Origin of the sequence: Serratia ficaria (genome assembly GCF_900187015.1) — a bacterium.
GTDB classification, from domain to species: Bacteria; Pseudomonadota; Gammaproteobacteria; order Enterobacterales; family Enterobacteriaceae; genus Serratia; species Serratia ficaria.
On the sequence record NZ_LT906479.1, the window covers coordinates 1,286,315 to 1,312,095 of the forward strand.

The 25,781-nt window shown below is 54.1% G+C and carries 30 protein-coding genes and 1 pseudogene; 20 read left to right on the forward strand and 11 right to left on the reverse strand.

What is annotated here, in order from left to right; translation table 11 throughout:
• Nucleotides 1–108: 108 nt before the first annotated feature.
• From CKW09_RS06045 to CKW09_RS06100, 12 genes are all read left to right on the forward strand, one after another.
• Complete coding sequence (locus tag CKW09_RS06045) at nucleotides 109–783, forward strand: putative periplasmic lipoprotein (protein WP_095096150.1); 675 nt, start codon at nucleotides 109–111, stop codon at nucleotides 781–783.
• Nucleotides 784–1,151: 368 nt separating this feature from the next.
• A complete protein-coding gene (locus CKW09_RS24680; protein WP_167387237.1) occupies nucleotides 1,152–1,322 on the forward strand; it encodes a hypothetical protein in 171 nt (56 codons plus the stop codon).
• Nucleotides 1,322–3,136, forward strand: a complete 1,815-nt coding sequence (locus CKW09_RS06050) for a hypothetical protein (RefSeq protein WP_095096155.1) — start codon at nucleotides 1,322–1,324, stop codon at nucleotides 3,134–3,136. Before CKW09_RS24680 ends, CKW09_RS06050 begins: the two co-directional genes overlap by 1 nt.
• A complete protein-coding gene (locus CKW09_RS06055) occupies nucleotides 3,133–3,786 on the forward strand; it encodes a Gp138 family membrane-puncturing spike protein (RefSeq protein WP_095096161.1) in 654 nt (217 codons plus the stop codon). The genes CKW09_RS06050 and CKW09_RS06055 overlap by 4 nt, the downstream gene beginning before the upstream one ends.
• An 11-nt stretch (nucleotides 3,787–3,797) precedes the next feature.
• Complete coding sequence (locus CKW09_RS06060; RefSeq protein WP_095096166.1) at nucleotides 3,798–4,646, forward strand: baseplate hub protein; 849 nt, start codon at nucleotides 3,798–3,800, stop codon at nucleotides 4,644–4,646.
• Between the two features lie 7 nt (nucleotides 4,647–4,653).
• Nucleotides 4,654–5,424, forward strand: a complete 771-nt coding sequence (locus tag CKW09_RS06065) for a phage baseplate protein (RefSeq protein ID WP_095096169.1) — start codon at nucleotides 4,654–4,656, stop codon at nucleotides 5,422–5,424.
• Nucleotides 5,421–5,783, forward strand: a complete 363-nt coding sequence (locus CKW09_RS06070; RefSeq protein WP_095096172.1) for a hypothetical protein — start codon at nucleotides 5,421–5,423, stop codon at nucleotides 5,781–5,783. Before CKW09_RS06065 ends, CKW09_RS06070 begins: the two co-directional genes overlap by 4 nt.
• 34 nt (nucleotides 5,784–5,817) lie before the next feature.
• The gene (locus CKW09_RS06075) at nucleotides 5,818–6,225 is read left to right on the forward strand and encodes a hypothetical protein (protein WP_095096176.1); all 408 of its coding nucleotides are present in this window, start codon (nucleotides 5,818–5,820) and stop codon (nucleotides 6,223–6,225) included.
• Nucleotides 6,226–6,708: 483 nt separating this feature from the next.
• Nucleotides 6,709–6,855, forward strand: coding sequence for an HGGxSTG domain-containing protein (locus CKW09_RS24930; RefSeq protein ID WP_269458461.1), 147 nt, complete (start codon nucleotides 6,709–6,711; stop codon nucleotides 6,853–6,855).
• Complete coding sequence (locus tag CKW09_RS24850; RefSeq protein ID WP_095096180.1) at nucleotides 6,849–7,037, forward strand: hypothetical protein; 189 nt, start codon at nucleotides 6,849–6,851, stop codon at nucleotides 7,035–7,037. Before CKW09_RS24930 ends, CKW09_RS24850 begins: the two co-directional genes overlap by 7 nt.
• 307 nt (nucleotides 7,038–7,344) lie before the next feature.
• A complete protein-coding gene (locus tag CKW09_RS06095; protein WP_095096183.1) occupies nucleotides 7,345–7,623 on the forward strand; it encodes a hypothetical protein in 279 nt (92 codons plus the stop codon).
• A 35-nt stretch (nucleotides 7,624–7,658) separates the two neighbouring features.
• Nucleotides 7,659–8,549: a hypothetical protein gene (locus CKW09_RS06100; protein WP_095096186.1), complete on the forward strand. Its 891-nt coding sequence runs from the start codon at nucleotides 7,659–7,661 to the stop codon at nucleotides 8,547–8,549.
• 785 nt (nucleotides 8,550–9,334) lie between these two features.
• On the opposite strand, the gene CKW09_RS06105 is transcribed toward CKW09_RS06100, so the two are convergent.
• Nucleotides 9,335–10,339, reverse strand: coding sequence for an IS110 family RNA-guided transposase (locus tag CKW09_RS06105; RefSeq protein WP_095100036.1), 1,005 nt, complete (start codon nucleotides 10,337–10,339; stop codon nucleotides 9,335–9,337).
• A gap of 567 nt (nucleotides 10,340–10,906) precedes the next feature.
• Between CKW09_RS06105 and xisR the strand changes: the two are divergent.
• From xisR to CKW09_RS24485, 3 genes and pseudogenes are all read left to right on the forward strand, one after another.
• Nucleotides 10,907–11,104, forward strand: a pseudogene (gene xisR, locus CKW09_RS06110) (excisionase family protein).
• Nucleotides 11,105–11,409: 305 nt separating this feature from the next.
• The gene (locus tag CKW09_RS06115) at nucleotides 11,410–11,664 is read left to right on the forward strand and encodes an excisionase family protein (RefSeq protein WP_095096190.1); all 255 of its coding nucleotides are present in this window, start codon (nucleotides 11,410–11,412) and stop codon (nucleotides 11,662–11,664) included.
• A 433-nt stretch (nucleotides 11,665–12,097) separates the two neighbouring features.
• The gene (locus CKW09_RS24485; protein ID WP_031221779.1) at nucleotides 12,098–12,196 is read left to right on the forward strand and encodes a YoaK family small membrane protein; all 99 of its coding nucleotides are present in this window, start codon (nucleotides 12,098–12,100) and stop codon (nucleotides 12,194–12,196) included.
• A gap of 432 nt (nucleotides 12,197–12,628) precedes the next feature.
• On the opposite strand, the gene CKW09_RS24855 is transcribed toward CKW09_RS24485, so the two are convergent.
• Nucleotides 12,629–12,790 carry a YnfU family zinc-binding protein gene (locus tag CKW09_RS24855; RefSeq protein ID WP_169801386.1) on the reverse strand — a complete coding sequence of 54 codons (162 nt, stop codon included), beginning with the start codon at nucleotides 12,788–12,790 and terminating at the stop codon, nucleotides 12,629–12,631.
• 304 nt (nucleotides 12,791–13,094) lie between these two features.
• Complete coding sequence (locus CKW09_RS06125; protein WP_095096196.1) at nucleotides 13,095–14,159, reverse strand: aldo/keto reductase; 1,065 nt, start codon at nucleotides 14,157–14,159, stop codon at nucleotides 13,095–13,097.
• Between the two features lie 97 nt (nucleotides 14,160–14,256).
• On the opposite strand from CKW09_RS06125, the gene CKW09_RS06130 reads away from it, so the two are divergent.
• The 4 genes from CKW09_RS06130 to CKW09_RS06140 all read left to right on the forward strand — a co-directional run bounded on the left by CKW09_RS06130 (nucleotide 14,257) and on the right by CKW09_RS06140 (nucleotide 17,929).
• Entirely contained in the window at nucleotides 14,257–15,162 is a 906-nt protein-coding gene (locus tag CKW09_RS06130; protein WP_061799258.1) for a LysR family transcriptional regulator, read from the forward strand.
• 118 nt (nucleotides 15,163–15,280) lie between these two features.
• On the forward strand, nucleotides 15,281–15,832 hold the full coding sequence (locus CKW09_RS06135) for a flavodoxin family protein (protein WP_061799260.1): 552 nt from the start codon (nucleotides 15,281–15,283) through the stop codon (nucleotides 15,830–15,832).
• Nucleotides 15,833–16,061: 229 nt separating this feature from the next.
• Nucleotides 16,062–16,310, forward strand: coding sequence for a hypothetical protein (locus CKW09_RS24490; RefSeq protein ID WP_145957243.1), 249 nt, complete (start codon nucleotides 16,062–16,064; stop codon nucleotides 16,308–16,310).
• A gap of 170 nt (nucleotides 16,311–16,480) precedes the next feature.
• Nucleotides 16,481–17,929, forward strand: coding sequence for a sensor domain-containing diguanylate cyclase (locus CKW09_RS06140; protein ID WP_061799310.1), 1,449 nt, complete (start codon nucleotides 16,481–16,483; stop codon nucleotides 17,927–17,929).
• A 5-nt stretch (nucleotides 17,930–17,934) separates the two neighbouring features.
• Here the strand turns inward: CKW09_RS06140 and CKW09_RS24685 are convergent, their stop codons facing one another.
• The 7 genes from CKW09_RS24685 to CKW09_RS06175 all read right to left on the reverse strand — a co-directional run bounded on the left by CKW09_RS24685 (nucleotide 17,935) and on the right by CKW09_RS06175 (nucleotide 23,959).
• Nucleotides 17,935–18,096, reverse strand: a complete 162-nt coding sequence (locus CKW09_RS24685; RefSeq protein WP_165283096.1) for a YnfU family zinc-binding protein — start codon at nucleotides 18,094–18,096, stop codon at nucleotides 17,935–17,937.
• A gap of 81 nt (nucleotides 18,097–18,177) precedes the next feature.
• The gene (locus CKW09_RS06150; RefSeq protein WP_061799311.1) at nucleotides 18,178–18,657 is read right to left on the reverse strand and encodes a cold-shock protein; all 480 of its coding nucleotides are present in this window, start codon (nucleotides 18,655–18,657) and stop codon (nucleotides 18,178–18,180) included.
• A gap of 247 nt (nucleotides 18,658–18,904) precedes the next feature.
• The gene (locus CKW09_RS06155) at nucleotides 18,905–19,732 is read right to left on the reverse strand and encodes an amino acid ABC transporter ATP-binding protein (protein WP_095096199.1); all 828 of its coding nucleotides are present in this window, start codon (nucleotides 19,730–19,732) and stop codon (nucleotides 18,905–18,907) included.
• 10 nt (nucleotides 19,733–19,742) lie between these two features.
• On the reverse strand, nucleotides 19,743–20,630 hold the full coding sequence (locus tag CKW09_RS06160; RefSeq protein WP_061799262.1) for an amino acid ABC transporter permease: 888 nt from the start codon (nucleotides 20,628–20,630) through the stop codon (nucleotides 19,743–19,745).
• Between the two features lie 30 nt (nucleotides 20,631–20,660).
• Nucleotides 20,661–21,188 carry a GNAT family N-acetyltransferase gene (locus CKW09_RS06165; RefSeq protein ID WP_061799263.1) on the reverse strand — a complete coding sequence of 176 codons (528 nt, stop codon included), beginning with the start codon at nucleotides 21,186–21,188 and terminating at the stop codon, nucleotides 20,661–20,663.
• A gap of 90 nt (nucleotides 21,189–21,278) precedes the next feature.
• On the reverse strand, nucleotides 21,279–22,604 hold the full coding sequence (locus CKW09_RS06170; protein WP_095096202.1) for an LLM class flavin-dependent oxidoreductase: 1,326 nt from the start codon (nucleotides 22,602–22,604) through the stop codon (nucleotides 21,279–21,281).
• Between the two features lie 188 nt (nucleotides 22,605–22,792).
• Nucleotides 22,793–23,959 (reverse strand): M20 peptidase aminoacylase family protein, encoded by a 1,167-nt coding sequence (locus tag CKW09_RS06175; RefSeq protein WP_061799266.1) that lies wholly within the window; start codon nucleotides 23,957–23,959, stop codon nucleotides 22,793–22,795.
• Nucleotides 23,960–24,305: 346 nt separating this feature from the next.
• On the opposite strand from CKW09_RS06175, the gene cspE reads away from it, so the two are divergent.
• A complete protein-coding gene (cspE, locus tag CKW09_RS06185) occupies nucleotides 24,306–24,515 on the forward strand; it encodes a transcription antiterminator/RNA stability regulator CspE (protein ID WP_002210315.1) in 210 nt (69 codons plus the stop codon).
• 69 nt (nucleotides 24,516–24,584) lie between these two features.
• Here cspE and CKW09_RS06190 read toward each other — a convergent pair whose 3' ends face one another.
• The gene (locus CKW09_RS06190; RefSeq protein ID WP_095096208.1) at nucleotides 24,585–25,775 is read right to left on the reverse strand and encodes a Bcr/CflA family efflux MFS transporter; all 1,191 of its coding nucleotides are present in this window, start codon (nucleotides 25,773–25,775) and stop codon (nucleotides 24,585–24,587) included.
• Nucleotides 25,776–25,781 lie beyond the last annotated feature (6 nt).

The following is a 25,781-nucleotide window of genomic DNA, read 5'->3' on the forward strand; positions in this document are numbered from 1 at the left end:
CTTATCGTCACTTTTCCGCTTGCTCGTTGGGCGTTTTTTCCATTGCTTTGTCCAGCGTGTACTTTTCGATGGGACGGCTTGTTACTGGTCTTTGGGGATAATCTTAAAATGAAAAAAATGACTATTGTATGTGCCGCAGCTCTCGTGCTTGCAGGATGCACATCACCAAAATACAACTACACACCAGCTACACAGCAAATTAGCGAGCCACCTATCGGTAGTACCAATACAGCCTATGTGGGGGACTCTTTGTTAAGACAGGGGATTTCTGCGCAATTGGATGGTATTAAGGTCACTGCTCCTGCCCGAGTTTCTTGGGGGTATACAGTAACTCCTGGCGAGTTCAAGAAAATTGGAGAGGATGGGCAGAATGAGTTTTATATGCCGACTCCTGGGGCCTCTTCGGGGGGAGTGGATAAGGCAGTGCTGGCTGATATGTGGCAAGCTGTTATGGCCAAGAAAGGCTCTCAAACGCTGTGTGTTATAACGGTTTTCTCCATTTCAACATGCGAAAATGGCATGCCGTTCCAACGTATAAAGTTGAACATGAGTGCCGAAAGCGATTTCCAGCAAACATTGCTTTATAACGGTAGGGTTGGAAAAAAAATCAATATTGGCTATCGCGAGTCTAGTAACAGTGTGGCGCGCCCAGCCTTCAACAATGATGTCGAGTATGATCTCTCTGAGTCAAACGTCATTGGTTATAAAGGGGCGAGGCTCGAAGTATTAGAGGCTACCAATCAGTCGATTCGGTACAAGGTACTCAGTAATTTTAACAAGTAACCCGCTTTGAAAAAGGCCCGGTCATTTCTATGATGGCCGGGCTGACCTGCTCCCCTATATTTAGTTTGCTTCTACCCGACCTGTACCTGGTTCAAGTAAAAAAGTCGCTCTAGAGATTTTCGCTTTGCCATGGCGGCCTTAGAGATGGCTTCTCTGCTCATCTCATCTATAAAGTCTTTCCCACCAAGATTTGGCTTGCACTTAAGTAGTGTATTTTTCTTTTCTTCCGCCTGATTAACTCCTTAAACCACCAGCAATCTCGATCGTTACGATCGAAAAATATCATTTCAAAAAATGCAATATAAATTGTAATCATCCCCACATGTGAAATAATGGTTGCTGTATAAATAATCAGTAGGGTGGTGGCTATGACAACTAAAAATAATATGAAGCCAGTACTACTCAGTACCGAGCAGATAGAGATTCTGCGTGAAATCCAAGAGCGGGAACGGAAGAGTTCGCCACTTGGGTTGGCTCCAAGCATCCACGCCATAGCCCGTGAGCTGATGAACAAGGCGCTGGTTCTGGAGGCTAGATAATGGCGACCATTATCGACGCTCTGGTAGTCACGCTTGGGCTTGATGCTTCTGAGTTTAAGAAGGGGCAAGAGCAGGCTCGGGAAAGTCTTGATAAGACCAAAAAGGATGCAGACAAAACCGGCAAGGATATGGAGATTGCCGGTAAACGTGCTGCGAGCTTCTTCGGTTCTATCCGTAATGAAATCCTGGCTCTTGCAGGCGTAGCGTTAACTGCTCAGGGAGTGAAAAACTTCATTACCGGCACAGCGGATTCGCTCAGCAAACTCGGTTATGCGTCCCAGACCTTAGGGATGAGTTCGAAAGAGCTGGATGGTTGGCAGAAATCGTTTTCCCGTTTTGGTGTCTCGGCAGAACAGGTTCGTGGCTCAATGTTGAGTCTGCAGAACGATCTGGCATTGTTCCGCAACAAAGGTCAACTGAGCGAAGGGCTAGTCAGTCTGACAGGGCGTCTTGGTATCAACCTGCAGAATGCCAAGGGTGAGTTCAAAAACGTCCAGGACATCTACCTGGAGCTGGCGGAGCGTTTTAAAAACATGGATGCGGCAACACGCACCATGTATGGACGTGATATCGGCTTATCCCCAGAAATGGTGAACATGCTGTCGCAAGGCGGTCAGTCTGTTTCTCAGCAGGTGAAGCATTACACCAACCTTTCCAACGCCACTGAAGAGTCGACGAAGAAAGCGCAAAAGTACGAGCAGCAGCTGGCTGACTTGTCTGCGCGCTTTGATGTGACTAAGCAGAAAATCCTCATTGGTTTAATGCCGGTGCTGGAATCTCTGAACAAGCTGTTGGGGAAATTTAGCGACTGGGTTAACGCACATCAGGCGGAGATCACCACGTTCTTTAATGAGCTTGAAAAAGATATCGAGAAAGCCGTCGAGGCTGTGGGCGGATGGGGCAACGCGATAAAAATTCTGATTGGCTTCTCTCTGGCCAGTTGGGCGTCAGGGCTCATTTCTAGCATCGTGGGTGTTGGTGTGGCGCTGACGGGGATGGTGAACAGTATTGCCCTCAGGGCTGGTGGCGGGATTGTCGGTAAAGCTGGGGTTGCTGGCGCGGCGGCTTACCTAAGCGAACCTTACATTGATAAAGCCATGAATGCGGCCTTTGGTAAGAATCAGTGGTTCCAGAACGTCCGTACGGCAAAAGACTGGGGGGAGTTCTGGGATTCTCTTAACGGTGAAAATCATCTTTCTAAAGATGCCCAGGGTAACTGGCAGCGTCTTCCAGACAAAGCATTGCCGCGCGGTGTGCGTAATAACAACCCGGGTAATCTCAATTATGCAAAGCAGAGTGGAGCTACGAAAGAAGAGGGCCCGAATGGTCGCTTTGCTGTATTCCAGTCGATGACGGAAGGGGTTGCCGCGCTCTATCGCCAACTCATGATGTATTTCCAGCGTGGCACGGACACCATTGACGAGATCATCAGAAAGTATGCGCCAGAGGGTGACAACAATAACGTTGCTGCCTATATCCAGTCACTTGTTAAAGCCACCGGCAAGGGAGCGAACGAATTACTGAGCTCTGACGACATGACCACAATCTTTAGCCTCATGAAGGGCATCATCAACCATGAGAATGGGAAGGGGTATGTCAGTGACAATGATATCGCCGGCGGTATTCAGTTAGGCGCTGGCGCAGCCTGGGGCGGTACTAATACGCGAGGTTTGGGCAATGTTCAAACCGAAACCAATATCGGCAATCTGAATATCTACACGCAGGCTACAGACGCCCAAGGGATTGTTAACGATGCGCGTCGGGAGCTGGGTAAGAATCCACTTATTGGCGCGATGAACGGGGGGCAGTCATGAGTGATCAGGAAAGCTTTCAGGGGGAGTTGAGTGTCGAAGACATGGCTACTGAAGAGAACGTGCTCTTTGCCATGATGCGACGTTTCATCGGCCAGAAGTGCTTCTCTGGGCTGGTAGTTGTGGAGTCCATTACCGTGCCAGACGCCCTGTCGCCTGTCGGTATGGTGACAGTTAAACCGATGGTTCATCAGGTCCAGGCGGATGGGGCAGTGATGCCTCATAACAAAATCTACAACCTTCCATATTTTCGCCTGCAGGGTGGAGTTAATGCCGTGGTGATTGATCCGGTTGTCGGTGATATCGGCGTGGCGATATTCGCCGATCGAGATATCTCGGTTGTGAAAGAAACTCGTCAAGCTGGTGCGCCTGGTTCAAAGCGCCGTAATCACTTCTCTGATGGACTGTATGTTGGCGGCTTCCTCAATGGTACGCCGTCTCAATACCTATGGTTCAAAAATGGGGGGATCGTCATTCACTCTCCATCAAAAGTCACCATTGAGGCTCCTGAGGTCGAGCTGGTAGGCAATTTAAGTGTGAGTGGTGATGTTACCGCTATTGGCGAAGTGACGGGTAAGGGGATCCCACTGTCTGAGCATGAACATGGTGGTGTGGAGTCTGGCGGTTTTAATACTGGGAAACCGGTGGCTTAAGAGGAATAGTAATGAACACATACTCTGAAAAGCTGATCACCGTCGAGTTTAAACTCTATAACCAGAAGGAGCCGGTTCGCCTTTCTGATTATCGTTGCGCCCTGTCAATGAGTAATGCTGGCGGCAGGAGCCAAAGCCAAATCGACCTTTCGATTTTCAACGTTAACCAGGATCTGACTCAGATGATAGTCGGTCAGGGGTTCAGTACGCCACGGATTACCAATGCTGTTGTTTCTGTATTAGCGGGGGCAGCGAACGAGCAAACTCAGATTTACCAAGGGACTATTTACGATGCCTTTGTCGATTACAACCAGATGCCAGACGTGCCTTTACGCATCAAATCCACCAGCACTTATTTTTACCGGGTCAAGCCTGCGGCTCCCAACAGCTATATCAACGGTGTTGACGTTGCTGAGGTGATCAAGGGGCTGGCTAAGGCATGTAACTACACATTCGTAAATCACGGGGTAAGTGTGATTTTGAAGGATATGTACCTGTGCGGTAGCGCCATTGAGCAGATTATGGATTGCGTCGATGCCGCTGATATTGGCTGTACCATCCATAACGGGGTAGTAGAGATATCCAGGAAAGGGGATTTCCTCAGTGATGTCGTAACCGAAATCTCCCCGGAGACAGGTCTTATTGGATACCCCACGGTAACTAATTCGGGAGTGTTGGTGAACATGGTGTTCAGCCCCAAATTGCGTCGATTGAACCGCGTGAATATTAAGAGCGGTAACAAGGCTGCCAATGGTCTTTTCACCATCAGAACGATGGAACATAACATTTCAACTAAAACGCCTGGGGGTGCATGGTTAACGTCCATGCTCGTCTTCCCTGTCGGCGAGCAGAGGAGCTAAGAACCTTATGGCCATATCGTTAAACGAAACAACATTGCTCAACGCTATCAGTGGCGGCGGCCTGTTGTCCGTTATCAACAGCTCTTTGTCTCCGAGTTATGGTGTCTACTACAGCCCGTTGACGAAGACAAAATCCAAGGCAAGCTCCTACGCTCTGGAACCAACCAGTTTCATCGACGTTTCACGCGTGAAAGAAGCGTCCATCACGACGGCTCCGCTTGAGAAGGGGGATTATGAGAGCTACAACAAGGTCCAGCGACCTGCTGAGATTAACGCCATTGTCGTGTTTGAAGGTTGGACGGGATTCAGTGGTTCAGTCCCCAATCTCACCAATTTCACTACCGGCAGCCGGACTGAGTTTTTAGCGACTCTGGATAAGATGATATCCAGCACTGAAATCTATGACATAGAGACTCCGGATACCACTTACGAGAGCTACGACTTGTCGCGATACGACTACAAGGTCAACTCTCAAGATGGCATTACGCTATTGACGGTGAACTTGGTTTTTCAGGCTGTCCAGGTCACAGCCAAGTCAAATAAGGTTGATCCGAGTCAGGACGCCAAATCCCCGAATCTCATTACGCAGGATGGCGGTCGCGCAGGGACGCCAGATGCCACTCTCGATGAAGTGAACGCGGCAATTGCCTCTATCAAGAAGCAAATCCCGGCAGCGGCCACCAAGGTTGCAACAACTGTCGAGAAAGCTGTATTGGGGCAGGGCGGTAAAGCTCAGTTAGATGCTGCGGTGAAGGAGTTGGTGGGGTTATTACAATGAAAAAGCTACTTTGCGTATTCATGTTAACTTTCCCTGCCTTGGCTCATGCCGGGCAGGTTGAAATTCAGCAGGATTGCATGTCGCATGCGCGGGCATTCCACATCATTGCTAATACTGCGGCAGGTTTTTACCCCAATAAGGAAATGTCAGAGCAGCAATTGCTGCCCTATGCGCCAGAAACCAACCCACCTGAAGCGGGTAAACGCTTTGCTCAAAGCGTTATTGACCGAGTCTACAAGGATAAGAATTTTCGCCGCCTTTTCAGAGATACAGGCGACGTTGATTTCATCATGCCTTACTACAGGAATTGTCTGGAAGAGCCAGAGAACTACCTGAGCGATTACAACAGCGTCAAATAGGCAACAATAAAGCCGATTACGGAGAGACGACAACATGGCACGCAAAGAATTGTTCTACACCATTAGTGGTACTAAGGGGCGTGATGAAGGCAAGGTGTTCTATATCCAGGAGATGACTTCCTCTCAGGGCGAGTGGTGGGCTGTCCGGGCGTTTATGGGTATGTCAAAAAGTGGTTTTGAGGTGCCTGATAATCTGAAGGATATGGGGCTGGTTGGGTTAGCCACATTTGGTTTCTCTCTACTTTCCAAAATGAACCCGGAGGACGCCAAGCCCCTGATGGAAGAATTGATGTCCTGTATTCAGTATGTACCAGACCCGAGTAACAGGAAGGTGGCACGTCCGCTCATTGAGTCGGATATCGAAGAAGTGGCCACGCGTCTGAAGCTCAAAGCTGAAACGCTGAAATTGCATGTCGATTTTTTTTTCGCAGATGCCGCTTAGACATTCCGCCAATGATGAGTGATGGTCCGTCTGGTTTGATTGAGTGCGTTAACATTCCCAAGACGATCAGTGCCATCCTCGAGCACAAACTCAGGCTCGCCACAAAGTACGAGCTCGACACTATCTATGGTACGGAGGACCTATGGGATTTCCTGGAGTTGATCACCGTCCATAACTACAACCAGAGGATGATCAGCAAGGCACAAACCTCCGGGATCTAACTGTAGGCTGGCAGGGGGAATGGTTCTGTCTGGAGCCTACCCCATGAGATGTTGATAAAAGTTAACGTTGGTGGGCGTTTCCATGAGTGACAAAGCAGAGCGACTAAAGCGTCGGAATACGTGGTTCGAGCTAAAAGAGGCAGAATTTCAGGCGTGGGCAGATCGCGGTTATCGCTATCCACCGCCACCAGCGTGCCAATTTCCCACAGAACTGGCAGAGCAGACGTGTGGTGCAAAAACGCGAGCAGGCACACCCTGCAAGATGCGCGCTATATACGCTAATGGACGATGCAAGCTCCATGGCGGCCTCTCAACTGGCGCAAAGACTGTCGATGGTAAGGCGAGGCAGTTAGAGGGCTTCTATCGCTGGTTAGAAGCTAAGAAAGCAAAAGGTGGCACACCATGCTAGACCATAAAACTATAGAACAGACCATTGCCCTTTTGGCCAAAGAGAACGGCGTCACCTTGGATCGGAAGGACATGCTAGAGCTGCGCACAAGGGTTGCTATGACATTGGCAGCGAAGGAGCGACATCGCCAGAGGATGAACTCACCGACATACCATTGGAAGAAGTCAGGGAGTTTAAGATGAGTTTCGTTTAATGGATTGATTTTTTTGTAATAATTATAAGGCGTGGAAAAAAAAACGATACCGCATAAGCGAAACAGAAAACGATTCAGAAAACGATTTTTCTGTCCATGTAGGTGTATGGTGGTGTTGTTTGACGCACTACAAAGCCATTGAGCGCATTTTAAGACAATTTACGGTAAACAAAACGAACGGTCTACGTTGAAAGATTACCATTAAGGTAATACACTTCACAAAAAAGAGAGGGGGGATTGGAAGGTCACTCTCATACCTAATGGACTGAAGAGCCTTGCGTTGTTGAGGATTAATTATGAAATTTGTAACTATACAGTCGTCAGCGCTGCCGGAAATCACGGAGCTTGTCAAAGAGTGTGTGAACCTCGGGCAGTGGTTGCTTTTTAAGGCGCATTCTGAGGATGCTAATGTTTTTTTCTATCTTAAAACAGATAAAGATCTATATGCTTTAGGTAAGAGTGGGAAAGTTTTGACATCAACTCCTGTAGAAGGTGTTGAAATGAATGAATTATATTATTTCTCTGATATACCTAAACCAATTTCCCTGAGTAATGCTATTGCATTTAAACATTGATTTCTTAATGTGTAGCGTTGTAAAAGGGGCTGTTTATGAAATTAAGAAGTCAAAGAACAAAGTGGATCTTGTTTTTATCAAGTTCAAATGCTGTTCCAGAGTTTCGACACGTAGTTGATCTTGTATTCGGTTTAATGTGCTTGGAGCGTTCGGGTGTTCGTCCTCAGGATATATTTATTTATGTTGATGGGCCAACTGACCTTTTGGAAAAGGTTTTTTCACTAGGAACGGTAAACCGATATGAGATTAAATCTTCCGAAGAATTTTTCAACGACTCGACACAAAATGTATATGAAAACTTAGTGATGTTTATCACTGGTCATGGTAGCCCCAATGGTATTGATGCTGGTGAAGACATCACGCCCAATAGACTTGTTAGTACTTTAAAAAATATCCCTGGTCTGAATAACGCAATTGTATATCTAGGGCAGTGTTTTGCGGGGCTATTTAATTATGTCAATGCGGCTAAAGGTAAAGAAGGTGTTGATATAATTTTTATTGGTGCAACAAACCTTCATGAAAGCCTTAGCCACCCAACTTCAGAAGATTTCATCTCCGGTCCCTTTCCTTGGCCTGCCAACCTGTTTTTGCTACATGTATTTAAATGGATTTCCTCCCCTACTGATGTAGACGGTGATGGACGAGTGACGGTGATGGATTCTTATAAATATGCAGGTGTTCATGCGAATATGCATAATAAGCAGTTCAAAACTCAAAGCTTCATCGATATGTTAGATCAGCATCAGGCATACAAAGTACTGCATGAAAGAGTTCAAGCCCCCACAGGAGATCCAAGTATAGATATGGATAATCAACTCAACTTAGAGGCAGCACATAATAAATATCAAAATAGTCTTTCTGCACATTATGTTCACCAAGAATGTTGGATTTTGAACTCAATTCCCGCTCAGCGAATTGAGTTTTAATTATGGCTGATTCAATACATGTTTCTTTTTTAACATGGAGCATCCTATTTTTATTGGCTTTGGGTATCAACTGGAAGCGTTTTGTGTGTGAGTGTAGGTTTTCTTAAATTATTATTGATTGTTATATGCATGCTGATTTGTCGGTTTTTTTTAGTCGTAAATATAAATAAGATGTTATGCTAGTTAATCATTCAACAAGAAATGGAAAGGGTTTATAACACCTATATTTTGCAAAAATAATCACATAGCGACAGAATAGCACCAAAAACTAGTATTAAGCATAACAAACCCACATGAGTGGAATTCTATTTTGCTATCTATAATACTTCAACGATGGGGGACCGATTTCCTTATGCACTGGATATAAGTGCCCGCATGTATCATGATACTGGCTAACTACCTTTTCGTTATACTGATGTGAAAATGGCTAGACTTACCGTGAAGCCGTGCTGCTGTAGTACGCATAACGGAATGGCGAAGTTAGGACGAGTTTTCGGAGGCCATAAAAAATCTATGGTCACCCCCGTTTTTGCAACACCGATTTTGATTTATGATGGGCTTGCGTAAATCTATACGGCGTCTGATGGGTAACACTGCGTTACCCGCGCCACGATGAAGTCCGCACCTGCTGAACCTGAAAAGGGTCCCGGCTTCAAAGAGCCATTTTTTATGTCAGGTTCATCAGCAGGTCGCTGTGCCGTTCATGTCATCATCATCAGTCGTCGCAAAACCAGGTCGTAACTGGGTTATCCAAAGCGCTGACAGCGGCTAACTGTCGGCGCTTTTTATTGGCTAAATACGGTGCGATGCGCCGTCACCGCCCAGGCTATCCGTGCCAGCTTGTTCGCCAGTCCACAGGCCACCACATTCGAGTGATGCCGTGTCAACTGGACCTTCACCCATTCAGCCAGACGCCCCGGGTGATGTTCAAGTCGCTGCATAAAGGCCCGCGCACATTGAACCAGCAGGCGGCGCAGATTTTTATCTCCCCGCTTGCTGATGCCCATCAGCGTATTTTTCCCGCCGGTGCTGTATTGCCGCGGGACCAATCCCGTCGATGCCGCAAAGTCCCGGCTGCCGACATAGTTTTTCCCGTCGCCCAGCTTTGTGGCCAGCAGGCTGGCGGTTATCATGCCGACACCGGGGATGGTCAGCAGACGCTGCGTAGCCTCGTCATCCGCCATATGCGTTTTTAACTCTTGTTCGAGTCCCTCAACCTGCTCGCTGAGATAGGTGTAATGTTGCTGGAGGCGCATAAGCAGCCGGGTTAAATAAGGCGGGAGTGAATGCTCTTCAAGTACCGCAGCCAGGCGTCGGATAACGGCCGTTCCTCGCGGCATGCTGATGCCAAACTCAAGCAGAAAGGCGTGCATCTGATTGGTGGTTTTGACCCGTTCTCTGACAAGAGGATCCCGGACGCGATGCAGCGCCGCCATCGCCTGTTGGTCTTCGGTTCTCGGCGTCACGAAGCGCATAGAGGGGCGTGAAGCGGCTTCGCAGATGGCTTCAGCGTCGATGAAGTCGTTCTTGTTGCTCTTGACGAATGGCCGGACAAACTGGGGCGAGATGAGTTTAACCTGATGGCCGAGCTGAGTGATATGGCGCGCCATAAAGTGAGCGCCGGCGCAGGACTCCATGACGACGGTGGCTGTGCTGCAGGTGGAAAGAAAAGCGGTGAGCTGGGTACGGGAAAACTTCTTGCGCAACAGAGCGTGGCCGTTTTTATCCTGAGCGTGGACATGGAAGGTATGCTTGCCGAGGTCGATACCGATAAGTGTGATGTTTTGCATGATGATCCCCTTCGAAAAGAAAAACACCCTGCCAGCGTACCGCTCACAGGGTGGGGGTGACCATCTCATTAGGGACGAGTTCTTACGTGTAGTTGCGCTGGTGGGTTGTCAAAGAGTTTTGCGAGTCCATAAAAAAGCATTTTAGGTAGCGTATAAAACTTGGGTGAGAACCTCACAAAACCTGACTTTTCACTTTAGTTGTTCGCGATCCAAGATGAGGGGGACGGAGGGGTAACTCGTCTTTTTTATGGGGTCCGAAAACTCACGCCTCATCCGACTGGACGCAATAAAACCATCCTAAGATTGCCCTAAGGCCATACTACGTTCGGTACGCCCCAAAACGCTCTTTCTAAAATACTTACCCCATGAGTACAGCAAGATTACAGCAAGGTTTTTGGGGGAGGGGCAAGAGTGCAAAAATGCATGACGGTAAGGTTACGGTAAGGGGATGGAGCATGTTAAAGGTTCTACCATCGTCACTGGTACTAATCGGGCTAAGGAGTTGATATGGGCGAGATGCAAATAATTCAATTAGTGCCCAATAAGTGGGTATCTGAATCAATTTTAATGTCCATCACCGGTCTGAAGAAAAACACAATCAAAACGGCGTGAGAGCAGTCTTGGATGGAGGGGCGAGAATATAAGCATCTATCTCCCGACGGATACCCAAGGAGCAACAGCATGTGTTTTTACAATCGAGAGGCCATTGATAGGTGGATTGAGGGGTTACCTACCGCAATTCCTAGGCGAGAAAAGCATATGTGAACCCCGTGAACCAACATCTCTATGGACTGAACCAACATTTTTTCGTGTGTGTTGGTTCAGTCAAACCCAGGCGTGGTAAGGGCTAGATGCCCGTGAACCAACTGAACCAACTGAACTGACACATTTTCTGTATATATACACGTTTCGTGAGTTGGGCTACGGCTCATCTTCGATGCTTTTGGCATTTTGAGCTGGATCTCTTCGATGAAAAATGCGACAGGTATAGACGCTCCAAGAAGCCCCACGTGGTGAGCTTCAATAAGAGCAACGCATTATTCCTATCACTAATGAATTGAGAGCCAGATATGGATGAGAACCGCATATTTCAACTTGTACCAAACAAATGGGTTTCAGAGCAGTTACTGATGGCTTTGAGTGGTATGAGCAAGCACATGATCCAGCATGCACGAAGAACCACATGGCTTGAGGGGCGCGAGTACCGACATGTAGCCCCTGACCTAAACCCAAAGATGAACAATCCCATCATGTACAACAGAGAAGCGATAGACCAATGGATTGAGAGACAAAGACCGGCGATCCGCCGACGTATTACTAAGTAACAGTAAGAAACGAAAAGTAAGTTAGCACGCCAATTTATTTGGGTGTTTTCTAAGCGTAAACCAGGTGCGCAAAAACATATGGGGGTACATTTGGGGGTATGTATTGATAATGAACTTAAAAATATCAATTTATAATAGTTGTTTACATTCTTTTATCGACTCCTGTAGGGCCCCAACGTCTACTAAAGTCCGCTCATCCCCAGTAATCCTAGTATTCTCCAAGAATCTCGTTCTACCCCTTTCATGATCCTATCTGTGATTATGTTTTTTTTTGCAGTGAATAAGAAAGAAAAAACCTTCCTCATCTTGGGTTGTGTCTTTATGATTTCATCTGTCATAAATGCGGCCATCAGTATGAGCATACTTTGAGCAGAATGCAGGGTGAGGGTGGTTGTTAAGCAGAGTCTGAGTTGGCTCCAACAACGAGAACAATATGAAAATTGGATACCTGTTTCCCGTCGCTATCATCGTAGCGGCTGTAGTGCTTCTGGCTTGGTTCATCATTGGTGGATATGCAATGCCCGGAAAGTAATTGTTAGTTCGATGCGTTTATCTACATGCTGAAGAAATAATCCGCCGTTGCAGCCTTGGCACCGCGCCGGGGCTTTTCGTTTTTGCCCGATGTGCGGGCAATTGAGCCTTGGTTTATCCCGCCGCGTTAAAATAGGCCCAAATGCAAATTTGGAGCTCATGGTGCGTAAATCAAGATTCTTGTTTGTGACCTTACTCTGCCTGTGCGCCGCGGCGGCGCTCTACGTGCTGGCCTATCGGGCGCTGGGCCACTACCTCAGCGACGGCGAGAAAGCCTACCCCGATATCAGCATTGAAATCCGCTAAGGCCCGTCACTGCGTCAATGCCCGGATGGTCTCCTGCAGCCAGCGCGAGGCCTTTTGGCGCAGGTGGCGCGCGAGGGCGATTGGGTCGCCGCCAATTACACCACTCAACGGGCGCGCTGACGTTCGGCTACTTTTCTTTTGGCAGGAAATAATGCCCGCATTTAGGGCAGATCAGGGTGACATTCTGGCGTATCTTGCTGCGGCTCTGGGTAGAAACATAAGCGCACTGCGGGCAGGTGACCTTTACCGTTGAGGCGCTGAACATCTTGAAGGCATCGAAGATAGACATATCTTTTACCGGTGAGATGCGTGAACCCTCAGACTAGCACCTAATGCGGGTAATAGTTTATTTATCAATCATTTTTGCGAGGGCGCCGCGCAGCGCGCAAGATCTGCCCGCGCGGCGCGGCGGCGAAGAATGTCATATTTCCCATTCGGCGTTACATCTGCCGGAGCAAACTTACTCAGGGATGACAGTTCTATACATTGGGATTGGTACTGTAGCTCTACCCGATGATGTTGTGTGTTATCCATTCCCTGTAGTGCAGTACCCCATCCCTGTTAAGTTTATCCCGCCTTGTGCGGGATTTTTTTTATCTGCGCCTGGCGATGTTCAGATCGCCGAACATGATGTTGCGGGTGGTCGACAGCGCCAGAAAATCATGCGGGAACCCCAGTTCTATCGCGCTGAGGTTGTCCAGCCGCTGCCAGTGTTCTTCCGCCAGCCGCACCTCCAGCGCGCCGAGGTTGTCTTCCAGCTGCGGCAGCGTGCGGGCGCCGACGATCGGCGCGGTGACCGCCGTATTGCGCAGCGTCCAGGCCAGCGCAACCTGCGAAGCGCTATAGCCGCTTTCGCGGGCGACATCGCCCACGGCGTCGGCGATGTCGAGGTTGTGCGCGGTCAGCGTTCCCTTGGTGCGCACAACTTCGCGTCGGGTGCCGGTTTCATCGCCCGTCGCCTGCAGATCCCGCCGGCGGTATTTTCCGCTCAATACCCCGCCCGCCAGCGGCGACCAGGGGATCACGCCCAGCCCCAGCTCCTGCGCCATCGGCATCAGTTCGCGCTCTACGGTGCGCTCCAGCAGGCTGTATTCGATCTGCAGGGCGATCAGCGGCGACCAGCCACGCAAATCCGCCAGCATCTGCATTCTCGATGCCTGCCAGGCGGGCAGGTCGGATACCGCCAGATACAGCACCTTGCCGGCCCGCACCAAATCGTCCATGGCGCGCATAATCTCCTCCACCGGCGTGGTGAAATCCCAGGCGTGCAGATAGAGCAGGTCGATGTAATCGGTGTTCAGCCGCTGCAGGCTTTCCTCGACCGAGCGCACCATGCTCTTGCGGTGGTTGCCGCCGGAGTTCGGATTGTCGGGCTGCGTCGGCAGGGTGTATTTGGTGGCGATCACCAGCCGATCGCGGCGGCCGGCGGCGAACTCGCCGACAAAGCGCTCGGCGCTGCCTTCGGTATAGCGGTTGGCGGTATCGATAAAATTGCCGCCGCGATCGACATAGGCGTCGAACAGGCGGCGGGCCTCGGCCTGCTCCGCCCCCCAACCCCAGTCGGCGCCGAAGGTCATGGTGCCGAGCGCCAGCGGCGAAACGCGCAGGCCTGAACGGCCCAGCAGGCGGTAACTGTCCAGCGATAAAGCGGTGTTCATTGGCGTTCTCCTGTTGATGTCGATCTCAAGATAGTCCCGGCGGCCAGTTCACGGAATACGCTATAATCTTCATGAATTATTAAGGGAGCAGAGCATAATGAGAGGCAGTGAGTTCGCCGAATTGCGCGCCTTTGCCGCCATTGTCGAACATGGCAGCTTCGCCCGCGCCGCCGCACAGCTGGGGATGTCCGCTTCTGCGCTGAGCCAGACGCTGCGCAATCTGGAAAGCCGCCTGGGGCTGCGCCTGTTGAACCGCACCACCCGCAGCGTGGCGCCCACCGAGGCCGGCGCGCAGATGTTGGCGCGCCTGCTGCCGGCCATCGCCGAAATCGATGCGGCGGTCGAGCAGGCGGTCAATCAGCGCCAGCAGCCCACCGGCCGGCTGCGGCTCAATGTCACCCGCGTCGCCGCGCTGCACTGTCTGGCGCCGATGATCGGGCCGTTTCATCGGCAATATCCGGACATCACCCTCGATCTCAACGTGGAGGACCGGCTGGTGGACATCGTCGCCGGCGGTTTCGACGCCGGCGTGCGCCTGCATGAAAAGCTGCCGAAAGACATGGTGGCGATCAAACTCGGCGGCGACCTGCGCATGCGGGTGGTGGCGTCGCCGGACTATCTGGCGCGTCACGGTCGGCCGCAAACGCCGCGCGAACTGCGCGATCATCGCTGTCTCAACTGCCGCTGGCCGACCAGCGGCACTCTGTACCGATGGGAATTTGAGCGCGACGGCGAAGCGCTGGAGGTGGCGGTGGCAGGGCCGGTGATTGTCGATGAGCCGGAAATCCTGGTGCAGGCGGCGCTGGACGGCGTCGGCATCGCCTATCTGTTTGAGCATCAGGTCGCCGCCGGGTTGGCCGAGGGGCGCCTGCTGCCGCTGCTGGAAGCCTGGTCGCCGCCGTTTCCCGGGTTCTATCTGTATTACCCCGCCAACCGTCAAATGCCGCGCCCGCTGCGCGCCTTTATCGATTTTGCCCGCCAGCAACAGCGGGCGGAGCCGTAGCGCGGTTTTTTTGAATAACACCGTCAGTTAAATTTGGTATTCAGCCGCCGGCAGGTTGACTAGATTGGAGGTTCCATGGGCGCCGTCGGCGCCCTTATGCAGCTACCGGGGAGTTTCTATGGCGAAGACAGCAGTTGTTTTTCATTCCGGCTACGGCCATACCGAACGTTTGGCGAAAGTGGTGGCGGAAGGCGCCGCAGCGGAACTGATCGCCATCGATCAGGAAGGCAATATCAGCGATGAAGCCTGGCAAAAACTGGATGAGGCCGACGCCATCATCTTTGGCTCGCCGACCTACATGGGGGGCCCGTCCTGGCAGTTCAAGAAATTTGCCGACGCCAGCTCCAAGGCGTGGTTCGGCCGCAAATGGCAGGATAAGGTGTTCGGCGGTTTCACCAACAGCGCCAGCCTGAACGGCGACAAACAGGTGACGCTGATTGCATTGCAGACCCTGGCGTCGCAGCACGGCGGCCTATGGGTCAGCCTGGGGCTGTTGCCGGCCAATACCAAATCGGCGCAGCGTACCGACGTCAATAACCTGGGCGGTTCGGTGGGCCTGCTGGTGCAAACGCCGGCCGACGCCGGGGTGGACGAAATGCTGTCTGGCGATCTGGATACCGCCAGGCTTTATGGCCAGCGCGTTGCGGGTTTCGCCGCCAAGCTGGCGTGATGCCGCTCCCCTCATCCGCCGCGATGGGGGGAATATTCCCAGAGGTTTTCCTCGCCCGGGCCTCCCGCCGTTCATTTTTTCTGCACAATTGGCGCGTATATTGCGATGTGTTATTAGCCCGCTTGGGCTAACACTGCATTTCGTACGAATATTCCCGGTTCCTAGACCGGGTTTTTTGTTGCTAAGGTTCACTTAAGCCTTTATCGATACACTGAACGGCAGCACAGACATGCAATGGCTGTGTCGTCACTGTCAATTTGCTGTTGTTCAAGCAAGCCCGCTCCGTGCGGGCTTTTTTTGCTTCCAATTGCGCTGGCGAGTCAGTTGCAGGAAAATAATAGCCGGCAACCCGATCAAAACCATAAAGATTAATAACCATTTATTTTTTGTTGTTATTATCTTTGCGCAGGTGCGCCGTCGTTTACGCTATGCTGTCAGAGAAGCTAACCGTATTTTCCGTTATGAGGCTGCGGGTTAAACTTGGGGCGTTATGGCGTAAGAAGATTCCGTTAAATAAAGGTTAATACGTTTTATTATTGATTTGTCTGGCTTTTTTGGTTGAAATCTGGATTGTTCATCCCCTCATGATGCCGGGCGAGAGAGTATGCATATTATTATTCTGGTTATTATCAATATATGGGCACGGCGATGAGCGCCAGAATAAATGCCAAACATGGCTTGCCGGTCACCGTCCAGCTGATCAATCTTTTCATGCTGGCCTTTTTGCTTTCTCTGCTGGGTATACTTACCCGGCCAATAGGTTCGCTTTCCTTGTTTTGGCCGGTGAATACTATTCTGCTCGGCCTGCTACTGCGCAAACCCGCTTACGCCACGCCCCTGGGGTGGCTGACCACCTATTTGGGCATGATCGCCGCCGATCTCAGCGCCGGCGAAGGGCTGGCTTTGGCGATGTGGCTGAACGCCTGCAACATGTCGCTGATCGCCACCGGCTACGGCATCATGCTGATGCTGCCGCAGTCGCAGCGGCGGATGGGCAAGCCCCAGGCGATACTCTATATGTTCAGCGCCAGCCTGGCCGGCGCGGCGGTGGCGTCGACGCTGTCGATACTGCGCAACGACAGCCTGTACAACAACACCGTGGCCGTCGCCTGGCTGGCGTGGTTCAGCGAGCAGTTTTCCACCAACCTGCTGTTGCTGCCGGTGATCCTGGCGGCGCCGCGGCTGAAACAGCTGCTGAGCCTGCAGATAAACTGGCGGCTGCGCGCCGGCATGCCGCTGCTGGCGCTGTTGCTGTCCCTGGTGTTCAGCGTGTATATCGGCGGCCCCGGCGCTATCGCGTTCCCCATTCCGGCGCTGCTGTGGTGCGCGGTGCGCTACCAGCTGTTTACCGTAACGCTGCTGACGTTACTGACCGGCATGACCGAGATCAGCAGCATCTCGGCCAATCTGATGCTGTATGAAACGCCGAACAACCACAATGCCTTCCTCGATACCCTGATGTCCGCCCGGCTGGGGATCGCCATGCTGGTGATGGGGCCGCTGATCCTCGCCAGCTCCATCGCCGGCAACCGCAAACTGATGCGGCGGCTGGAGCACAGCGCCAATCACGATTTTTTGACCGGGGTATTGTCGCGCAGCGCGCTGACGCGCAAGGCCGGCGAATTGCTGGAGCATAAGCACCGGTCCAAAGAGGCGGTTTCGCTGCTGTTGATCGATATCGATCACTTCAAGCTGATTAACGACACCCATGGCCATGTGCTCGGCGATCAGGTGCTGGCGTCGTTCGCCCATATCGTGCGGCGCGAGCTGCGGCACGATCAGCTGTTCGGCCGGCTGGGCGGCGAGGAGTTCGCCATCATGCTGCCGCGCGCATTGGCGGCGCAGGGCGTGGCGTTGGGCGAACATTTGCGCCAGCTGGTGGAAAAGGCCGATCTGCTGCCGGGCGGCAAAGCGCCGCAGAAGATCACCATCAGCGTCGGCGTCGCCAGCCTGGCGATGAACGAGGTGAAGTCGCTGGAGCAGCTGATGAATATGGCGGATATCGCGCTTTATCGCGCCAAGACGCAGGGGCGCAACCGGGTGGAGTCGTTCAACGTGGTGAGCGGCAACAGCGTCGGGCACATCATGTTCCGCTAAGCGCTTTAACCCTGTCGGGGTTCGAATTCGGCGCCGCAGTTAGGGCAGATCAGCATGACTTTCTGCTGCAGCGTCGCGCATTTCTGGTGGGTGACGTAGGCGCATTTGGGGCAGGCGATTTGGGTGGAGCGGTTGATAAAGCCTTTAACGCTAGGGGTGTCAGACATATCGGCGGCCTGTGTCAGGTGAAAACCCACGCTAACACAGGCAGTATCAAATAGCCCCGATTGTTTTTTATACCGACGGGCTTACAGGCTTTTCAGCGCTTTGACGGTTTCGTCCATATCGATCTCATGCTCGGAGAAGGTATGGGTCGCATTCTGGAAGGTGGTGATGGTCAGCATGCGCAGCGTCTGCATGGCCTGTGGCGCGTCTTCGGACTGCGGGCGAATGCGGTTCATCAACAGGCCTACCGACAGCACGGTGTTTTCCTTGTCCACCTCGGCCTTCACCGGCACTTCCCTGGTGAAGGTATTGAAGGACTTGATGCTGGAAATCTTGATTCTTTCGTTGGCGATGATGATGTATTTGCTCGCGGCCAGCACTTTAACCGCATAGGCGGAGGGGCCCTTGGTGTTGTTGGTCGGTTCGAAGGTCACCGCTGCGTTTTTCTTGATCAGCTCTGGGTTCTGCACTTTAATCACGTGAAAGTAACGATTTTCCCCGTTCTCGTCGGTAATGAAGCCGAAGCCTTTGTCTTCAAAAAAAGTCGTTATCTTGCCGTTCATCGTCATTCTCGTAGGTTCGTTCGATACAATATTTATGCTGCCTATGATAGCGCGGAATGCCCGTCAGCGACAGATTGCGCGCAGCGGCATTTGATCATGCGATAACGGCATTTAACGGGGTTTCCGCCACAGGCTATTTTTCATCCTGATTTCATTCAATGCTGAAAGGGAAAATCGATGGGAATACGCCGCTGAAAAACGCCGCTTCGCGGTCTAATCTGCCGGGGCGCTGCGGCGCCCCCGCCGGTTACAGCACTTTGTTGAGGAAATTGACGGTGCGCTGGTGCTGCGGGTGGTTCAATACCTGGCGGGCGTCGCCCTGTTCGACCACCTGACCGTCGACCATAAACACCACCCGATCCGCCGCCTCGCGCGCAAAGCCGATCTCATGCGTCACCACCACCAGGGTAACCCCCAGATCCGCCAACCCCTTGATCACGTCCAGCACTTCACCGACCAGCTCGGGATCGAGCGCCGAAGTCGGCTCGTCAAACAGGATCACCTTCGGGTTCAGCGCCAGCGCGCGCGCGATGGCGATGCGCTGCTGCTGGCCGCCGGACAGATGGCGCGGATAGGCGTCCGCCTTGTGGCGCAGGCCGACGGTGTCCAGCAATTCATAAGCCACCTCTTTCGCCCGTTCGCGGCGGTGGATCTTATGCACTACTGGCGCTTCGATAATGTTCTCCAGCACCGTCAGGTGCGGAAACAGGTTAAAGTTCTGGAATACGTAACCGACGTTGATGCGCTGGCGGAGGATGGCCTTTTCCTTCAGCTCGTACAGCCGATCCCCCTTGCGGCGGTAGCCGACGTAGTCGCCGTCGATGCGGATAAAGCCTTCGTCGACGCGCTCCAGGTGATTGATCGCCCGCAACAGGGTCGACTTGCCGGAGCCGGAGGGGCCGAGGATCACCGTTACCGTGCCCGGCTGCAGCGTCAGGCTGACGTCGTCCAGCGCCTTGTGCTTGCCGAAATACTTGCTCACGTTGCTGATTTCAATCAGGCCGCGCGCCGGCACCGGGTTGACGTGGCGCACCGGTTGTTCGCGTAATGCATAATAATCAATGGCTTCAGACATAGAGACTCTCCTAACGTTTTAGCCAGCCGGCCAGACGCTGCCACGGCGTCGGCGGCAATTCGCGCACTGCGCCCCGGGCAAAGTAGCGTTCGATGTAATATTGGATCACCGACAGCGCGGTGGTGATGAACAGGTACCAAACGGTGGCGACCATCAGCAGCGGTATCACCTGTTGGGTGCGGTTATAGATAACCTGAATGGTGTAAAACAGTTCCGGCAGCGCCAGCACGTAGACGATCGAGGTGCCCTTCGCCAGGCTGATGATTTCGTTGAAGCCGGTCGGGATGATTGAGCGCAGCGCCTGCGGCAAAATGATGCGGAAGGTTCGGCGATAGCCGGGCAGGCCGAGCGCCGCCGCCGCTTCGTGCTGGCCGTAATCCACCCCGAGAATGCCGCCGCGGATGATCTCGGCGGTGTAAGCCGATTGCACCAGGGTCAGGCCCAGCACCGCGACGGAAAACTGGCCGAGAATATCAATGGTCGGGTAGCTGGCGAACGCCAGCGAGGTAAAGGGGATACCCAGTGAGATAGAATCGTACAGGTATGAAAAGTTGTACAGAATGATCAGCACCAGGATCAGCGGCAGCGAGCGGAACAGCCAGATATAGCCCCAGGCCAGCGAGGCCAGCAGGTAAGATCGCGACAGCCGCGCCAGCGCCAACAGGGTGCCGAAGATGATGCTGAACAGCGTGCCGAGCAGCGTTAGCAACAAGGTTTGCCCCAGCCCGGAGAGCACTGCGGGGGCGAAGAACCACTCGGCGAATACCGGCCATTCCCAACGTTCGTTGGCCGCTACCGATTGTATTATCGCCGCCAGAATAAACAGCGAAAACAGCGCGCCCACCAGCCGCAGCGGGTAGCGTGCGGGCACCACTTTCAATACTTCTTGTTTGGACATCTCAATTCTCCTGAAACAGATAACGGGGCCTTAGGCGATCTTCCTCTCGGACGCGCAACAGAGCGCGTCCTCTGTTATCAGGTTTTTGCGAAACGGCAGCCGGCCATCGTAGGGCGGGCGGCTGTAGATCTCGCTGTCGATGCTCGGGTCAAACTGCGGCTGATAACCGTTGTTCAGATAGAGGCCCACCGCCTCGGGCTGGCGAAAGCCGGTGGTCAGATAAAGCTGGCGGTAGCCTTGCCCGAGCGCCAGCGTTTCCAGCTGCTGCAGCACCCGCTGCGCCAGCCCCTGGCGGCGCAGATCGCTGCGCGTCCAGATGCGCTTCAGTTCGGCGGTTTGCGGGTCATAGCGTTTGAAAGCGCCCATGGCGATCGGCGCGCCGCCGCGCAGCAGCACGATAAAGGCACCCTGCGGCGGGGCGTACAGGTCGAGCGATTCCTGCTCCTGGTCACCGAAATAGTCACCGTAGCGCCGGCGATATTCGCCGAACAACCCCTCAATCACCGGCGCGATCAGCGGATCGTCCGGCAGCGTCTGAATAAAAACGTCATTAGCCATCGACATGTTCCCCTAATCGTCCAGCGCAGCCGGCAATACCGTGGCGGTAAAGGTTCTCTGCATAGCGGATATCCCCGAAAAATATTCTTATTATTGGGTAAAGCGGTTCAGCGGCTGTTTCAGCCCAAGGTGTTCACGCAGCGTCTCGCCGTGATAATCGCTGCGAAACAGGCCGCGCTGCTGCAGGAGCGGCACCACCCGATCAACGAAGTGGCCGAACGAATTCGGCGTGCCGCCGCTGATGATAAAGCCGTCGGCGGCCCGGCCGTCGAACCAGCTCTGCAGGCCGTCCGCCACCGCCTCCGGCGTGCCGCCGAATACCGGGCGCGGCGAAGCGGCTTCCAGCGCCACTTGGCGCAGGGTCAGATTGCGCTCGCGCGCATTGCGCTTGATGGCGTCGGTGGTGCTGCGGAAGCTGTTCTGCCCCAGCTCGCCGATATCCGGAAAAGGCTCATCCAGCGGGTGGCGAGAGAAATCGTAATGTTCGAAGTAACGGCCGAGGTAGTTGAGGGCGTTCTCGATGCTGACCAGGCGGGCGGTCTCCCAATATTGGCGCTCGACGTCTTCCTGGTCGTCGCCGACGATCACGCTGACCCCCTGGAAGATGCGCAGGTCGTCCGGTTCGCGCCCCTGTTCCGCCAGTTGGCGCTTCACATCCTGATAAAACGCCTGCGCCAGTTCGCGGGTTTCATGATGCGTGAAAATGGCGTCGGCATGTGCGGCCGCCAACCGTTTGCCGTCTTCGGAGGCGCCGGCCTGAAACAGGATAGGGCGGCCCTGCGGGGTGCGGCCAATGTTCAGCGGCCCCTGCACCGAGAAAAACTCGCCCTGATGATTCAGGGTATGCAGCTTGCCGGCGCGGAAAAATTCGCCGCTGGTTTTGTCGCGAACGAAGGCGTCGTTTTCCCAGGAATCCCACAGCCCTTTGGCGACGTCGAGGAATTCGCCGGCGATGCGGTAACGCAGGCTGTGCTCCGGATGCGCGTCGCGCGAGAAGTTTTTGGCCGATCCTTCCAGCGGCGAGGTCACCACGTTCCAGCCGGCGCGCCCCTTGCTCAGGTGATCCAGGCTGGCGAACTGGCGGGCCACGGTAAAGGGATCGCTGTAGGAGGTGGACAGGGTGCCGACCAGGCCGATTTTATCGGTGGCGGCGGACAGCGCGGCCAGCAGGGTCAGCGGTTCGAATCGGTTAAGAAAATGCGGAATGGACTTCTCGTTAATATATAACCCGTCGGCCACGAACACGAAGTCGAATTTACCCTGTTCGGCCTTTTTAGCCGCAGCGATATTAAAATCGAGATTAATGCTGGCGTCGGCGGTGGCGTCCGGGTGCCGCCAGGCGGACATATTTCCCGATGCGCCATGCAGAATGGCGCCAAGGCGAAGTTGCCGTTGGGGGTTAGCGCTGTTGCTCATTGCTTTCATCCTGTAATGCGCCGCAGGGGCGCGCTGCGTCTGATGTCAACACTATTGATGAGCGCTGGCGGGATGTAAAACAACAAAACAGCATATTCAAATGTTGAAAACAGCAAATATCCAGGCGAAGAAAACAATAAACCCCGGCACGGTATTTACCGCGCCGAGGAAATAATAATTGCCGATATTCAGGCGTTGCTGGTGGCTTTTTCCGTTACTGTGGCGGTTAATTGCTGCAGCGTACGTTCGGCCAGCAGTTCAAAATATTGCGAAGCCGGGAAGATGGCCCGCTCGTCCGGATTGAAACGCGGATGATGCAGGCCGAACTCGCTGGCGGATCCGATGCTGACGAAGACCCCCGGCACGTGATGCAGGTAGAGCGCGAAGTCTTCCCCGCCCATCTGCAGGTCGGCTTCCTCCACCCGATAGCCGGCTTCGGCGGCGACGGTTTTGCTGAAGGCGGCCCAGCGCGCGTCGTTGATGACCGCCGGCGGCCCCGGCTGCCAGCGCAACTCGGCCTGGGCGCCCAGCGAGGCGGCGACGCCGCCGATCACCTGGCGGATTTTTTCCGGCACCTGGCGACGCACCGCGTCGCTGTGGGTGCGCACCGTGCCTTCCAGCTCCACGGTTTGCGGCAACACGTTCCAGGTATTGCCGCCTTCGATGCGGGTGACGCTGACCACCAGCGACTCGAGGGAGCTGAAGCTGCGGCTCGGCAGCGTTTGCAGTGCGCCGACGATCTGGCCGGCGGTAACGATGGTGTCCACGCCTTGCTCCGGTTTGGCGGCGTGCGCGCCTTTGCCGGTGATCAGGATCTGGAATCGGTCGACGTTGGCGTAGAACGGCCCGGCGCGGGTGGCGAAGGTGCCGGTGGGCAGCTCCGGCGCATTGTGCAGGCCGAACACCGCGGCCACGTTATCCAATGCGCCGGCGTCGATCAGGTGCTGCGCGCCGTTGAACGTTTCCTCGGCCGGCTGGAAGAAGATGCGCACCGTGCCGGGCAGGGTGGCCTCGCGCGCCTTCAGCAGCAGCGCGGCGCCGAGCATCACCGAGGTGTGAAAATCATGTCCGCAGGCGTGCATGACGCCGCTGTTTTGCGAGCTGAAGGGCACGCCGGAAATTTCTTCGATCGGCAGGGCGTCAATGTCGCCGCGCAGCGCGATGATCGGTCCCTGGCCGCTGCCGATCTCCGCCACCACGCCGGTTTTCAGTTCCAGCGGCAGGATGCGGATGCCGGCCTCTTGCAGCCAGCGGGTGATACGGGCGGTGGTGGCGAATTCGCGGTTGGAAAGTTCCGGGTTCTGATGCAGTTCGCGACGGTAGGCGACAATCTTCTCGGCCAGTTGGCTGGTCATAGGCTTGGCTCACAGTGGTAAATAATCATTAACCCTAGTGCAGGGCGGGCCGAAGCAAAAAGACCATCTGGTTATATTTCATAGCGATTGCGTCTGCATCGGGCCGTCAATGCGACGTTTGGCGGGGTGCGACAGGCGTTCGACCGTTGTTTGCCGGCGTTGCCAGTGGATTGGGCTGCTGCGCAAAGCGATGGCAAGCGGTGCGGGCAATTTACAGCGCGCCATACGGATTTTTTCACTTTTTATCGGTTTTATGTGATCCAGGTTGTGGACAAAAACCGGCCCAATTGCTGTACTGTAATGGACACACTTCTTGTGTCTTACATTCACGTTAAAGGTAAGTTTGATGTCTAAGATTAAAGGTAGCGTTAAGTGGTTTAATGAATCCAAAGGTTTCGGCTTCATTACTCCGGAAGATGGTAGCAAGGACGTTTTCGTTCACTTCTCTGCCATCGCTAGCAATGGTTTCAAAACTCTTGCTGAAGGCCAGCGTGTAGAATTTGAAATCACGAACGGTGCCAAAGGGCCATCTGCTGCTAACGTTATCGCTATCTAAGCTACAGTAGCCGAAATTCTTAAAACCCGCTCACCGAGCGGGTTTTTTATTGCCGTTTTTTGCCGCGCCTCAGGCCGGCGTTTTGCGCGCCAGCAGCCTGAACAGCAGGATGGCGATGGCGTAGCAGCCGACGATGGTCAGCGCCATCGATACGCTCGAGGTGCCGCCCAGCCCGGTAATCGGCACGCTGCAGGCGCCGAGCGCGAACATGCATACGCCGATCAGCGCCGAGGCGCTGCCCGCTTTATCCCCCTGGCTCTGCATTGCCAGCGAAGACGCGGTCGGGCCGACGATGCCGATCACCGCTACCGAGAAGAACAGCGGCACCAGCAGCAACACCAGCGGCGCCTGCAGCAGGGCGGCCAGCAACAGCAGCAGCGACGCGGCGGCGGCGAGCGTCAAACCGCCTTTCAGCACCCGGATCTCCCCCCAACGCGAACTCAGGCGGCTGGCCAGCTGCGCGGAGATAATCAGCCCCACGCCGTTAATGGCGAAACACAGGCTGAACATCTGCGGGCTAAGGCCGTAGATCTGCTGCAGAACGAAAGGGGAGGCGCCGATATAGGCGAACATGCCGGCCATCACGAAGCCCTGCGTCAGGCACAGGCCCATAAACTGGCGCTGGGTCAGCAGCCCGCCCAGCGACAGCAGCATCGCCAGAATGCCGCCCTGGCTGCGGCGCTCCGGCGGCAGCGACTCGCTCAGCTTCAGGCTGGAAAGGGTGAACAGCAGCACGGCGATGGCCGCCAGCACGCCGAAGATGCCGCGCCAGTCCATAAGCTGCAGCATGGCGCCGCCCAGCACCGGGGCGACGATCGGCGCCAGGCCGTTGACCAGCATCAGCAGGGCGAAGAAGCGGGTCAGCTCATGGCCGGCATACAGATCGCGGGCGATGGCGCGTGAAATCACCGCGCCGCCGGCGCCGGCCAATCCCTGCAGCAGGCGGGCTATCAGCAACTGATCGATAGTCGGCGCCAGCGCGCACCACAGCGATGCGGCCAGCAGCAGCACCAGCGACAGCAGCAAGGGACGCATGCGGCCCAGCTTATCGCTGTAGGGGCCGAAAATCAGCTGCCCGACCCCCAGGCCGAGCAGGCCGGCGGTCAGGCTAAGCTGCGCGCTGGCGGTGGAGGTATTCAGCTCGCCGGCCATCTCCGGCAGGGCGGGCAGGTAAAGATCGGTGCACAGTGGCCCAAGTGCGGCCAGCAGGCCAAGCACTACGGCGTACACCAGACGTTGTCTGGCCAAGTGTCTGGTCATGGGGAG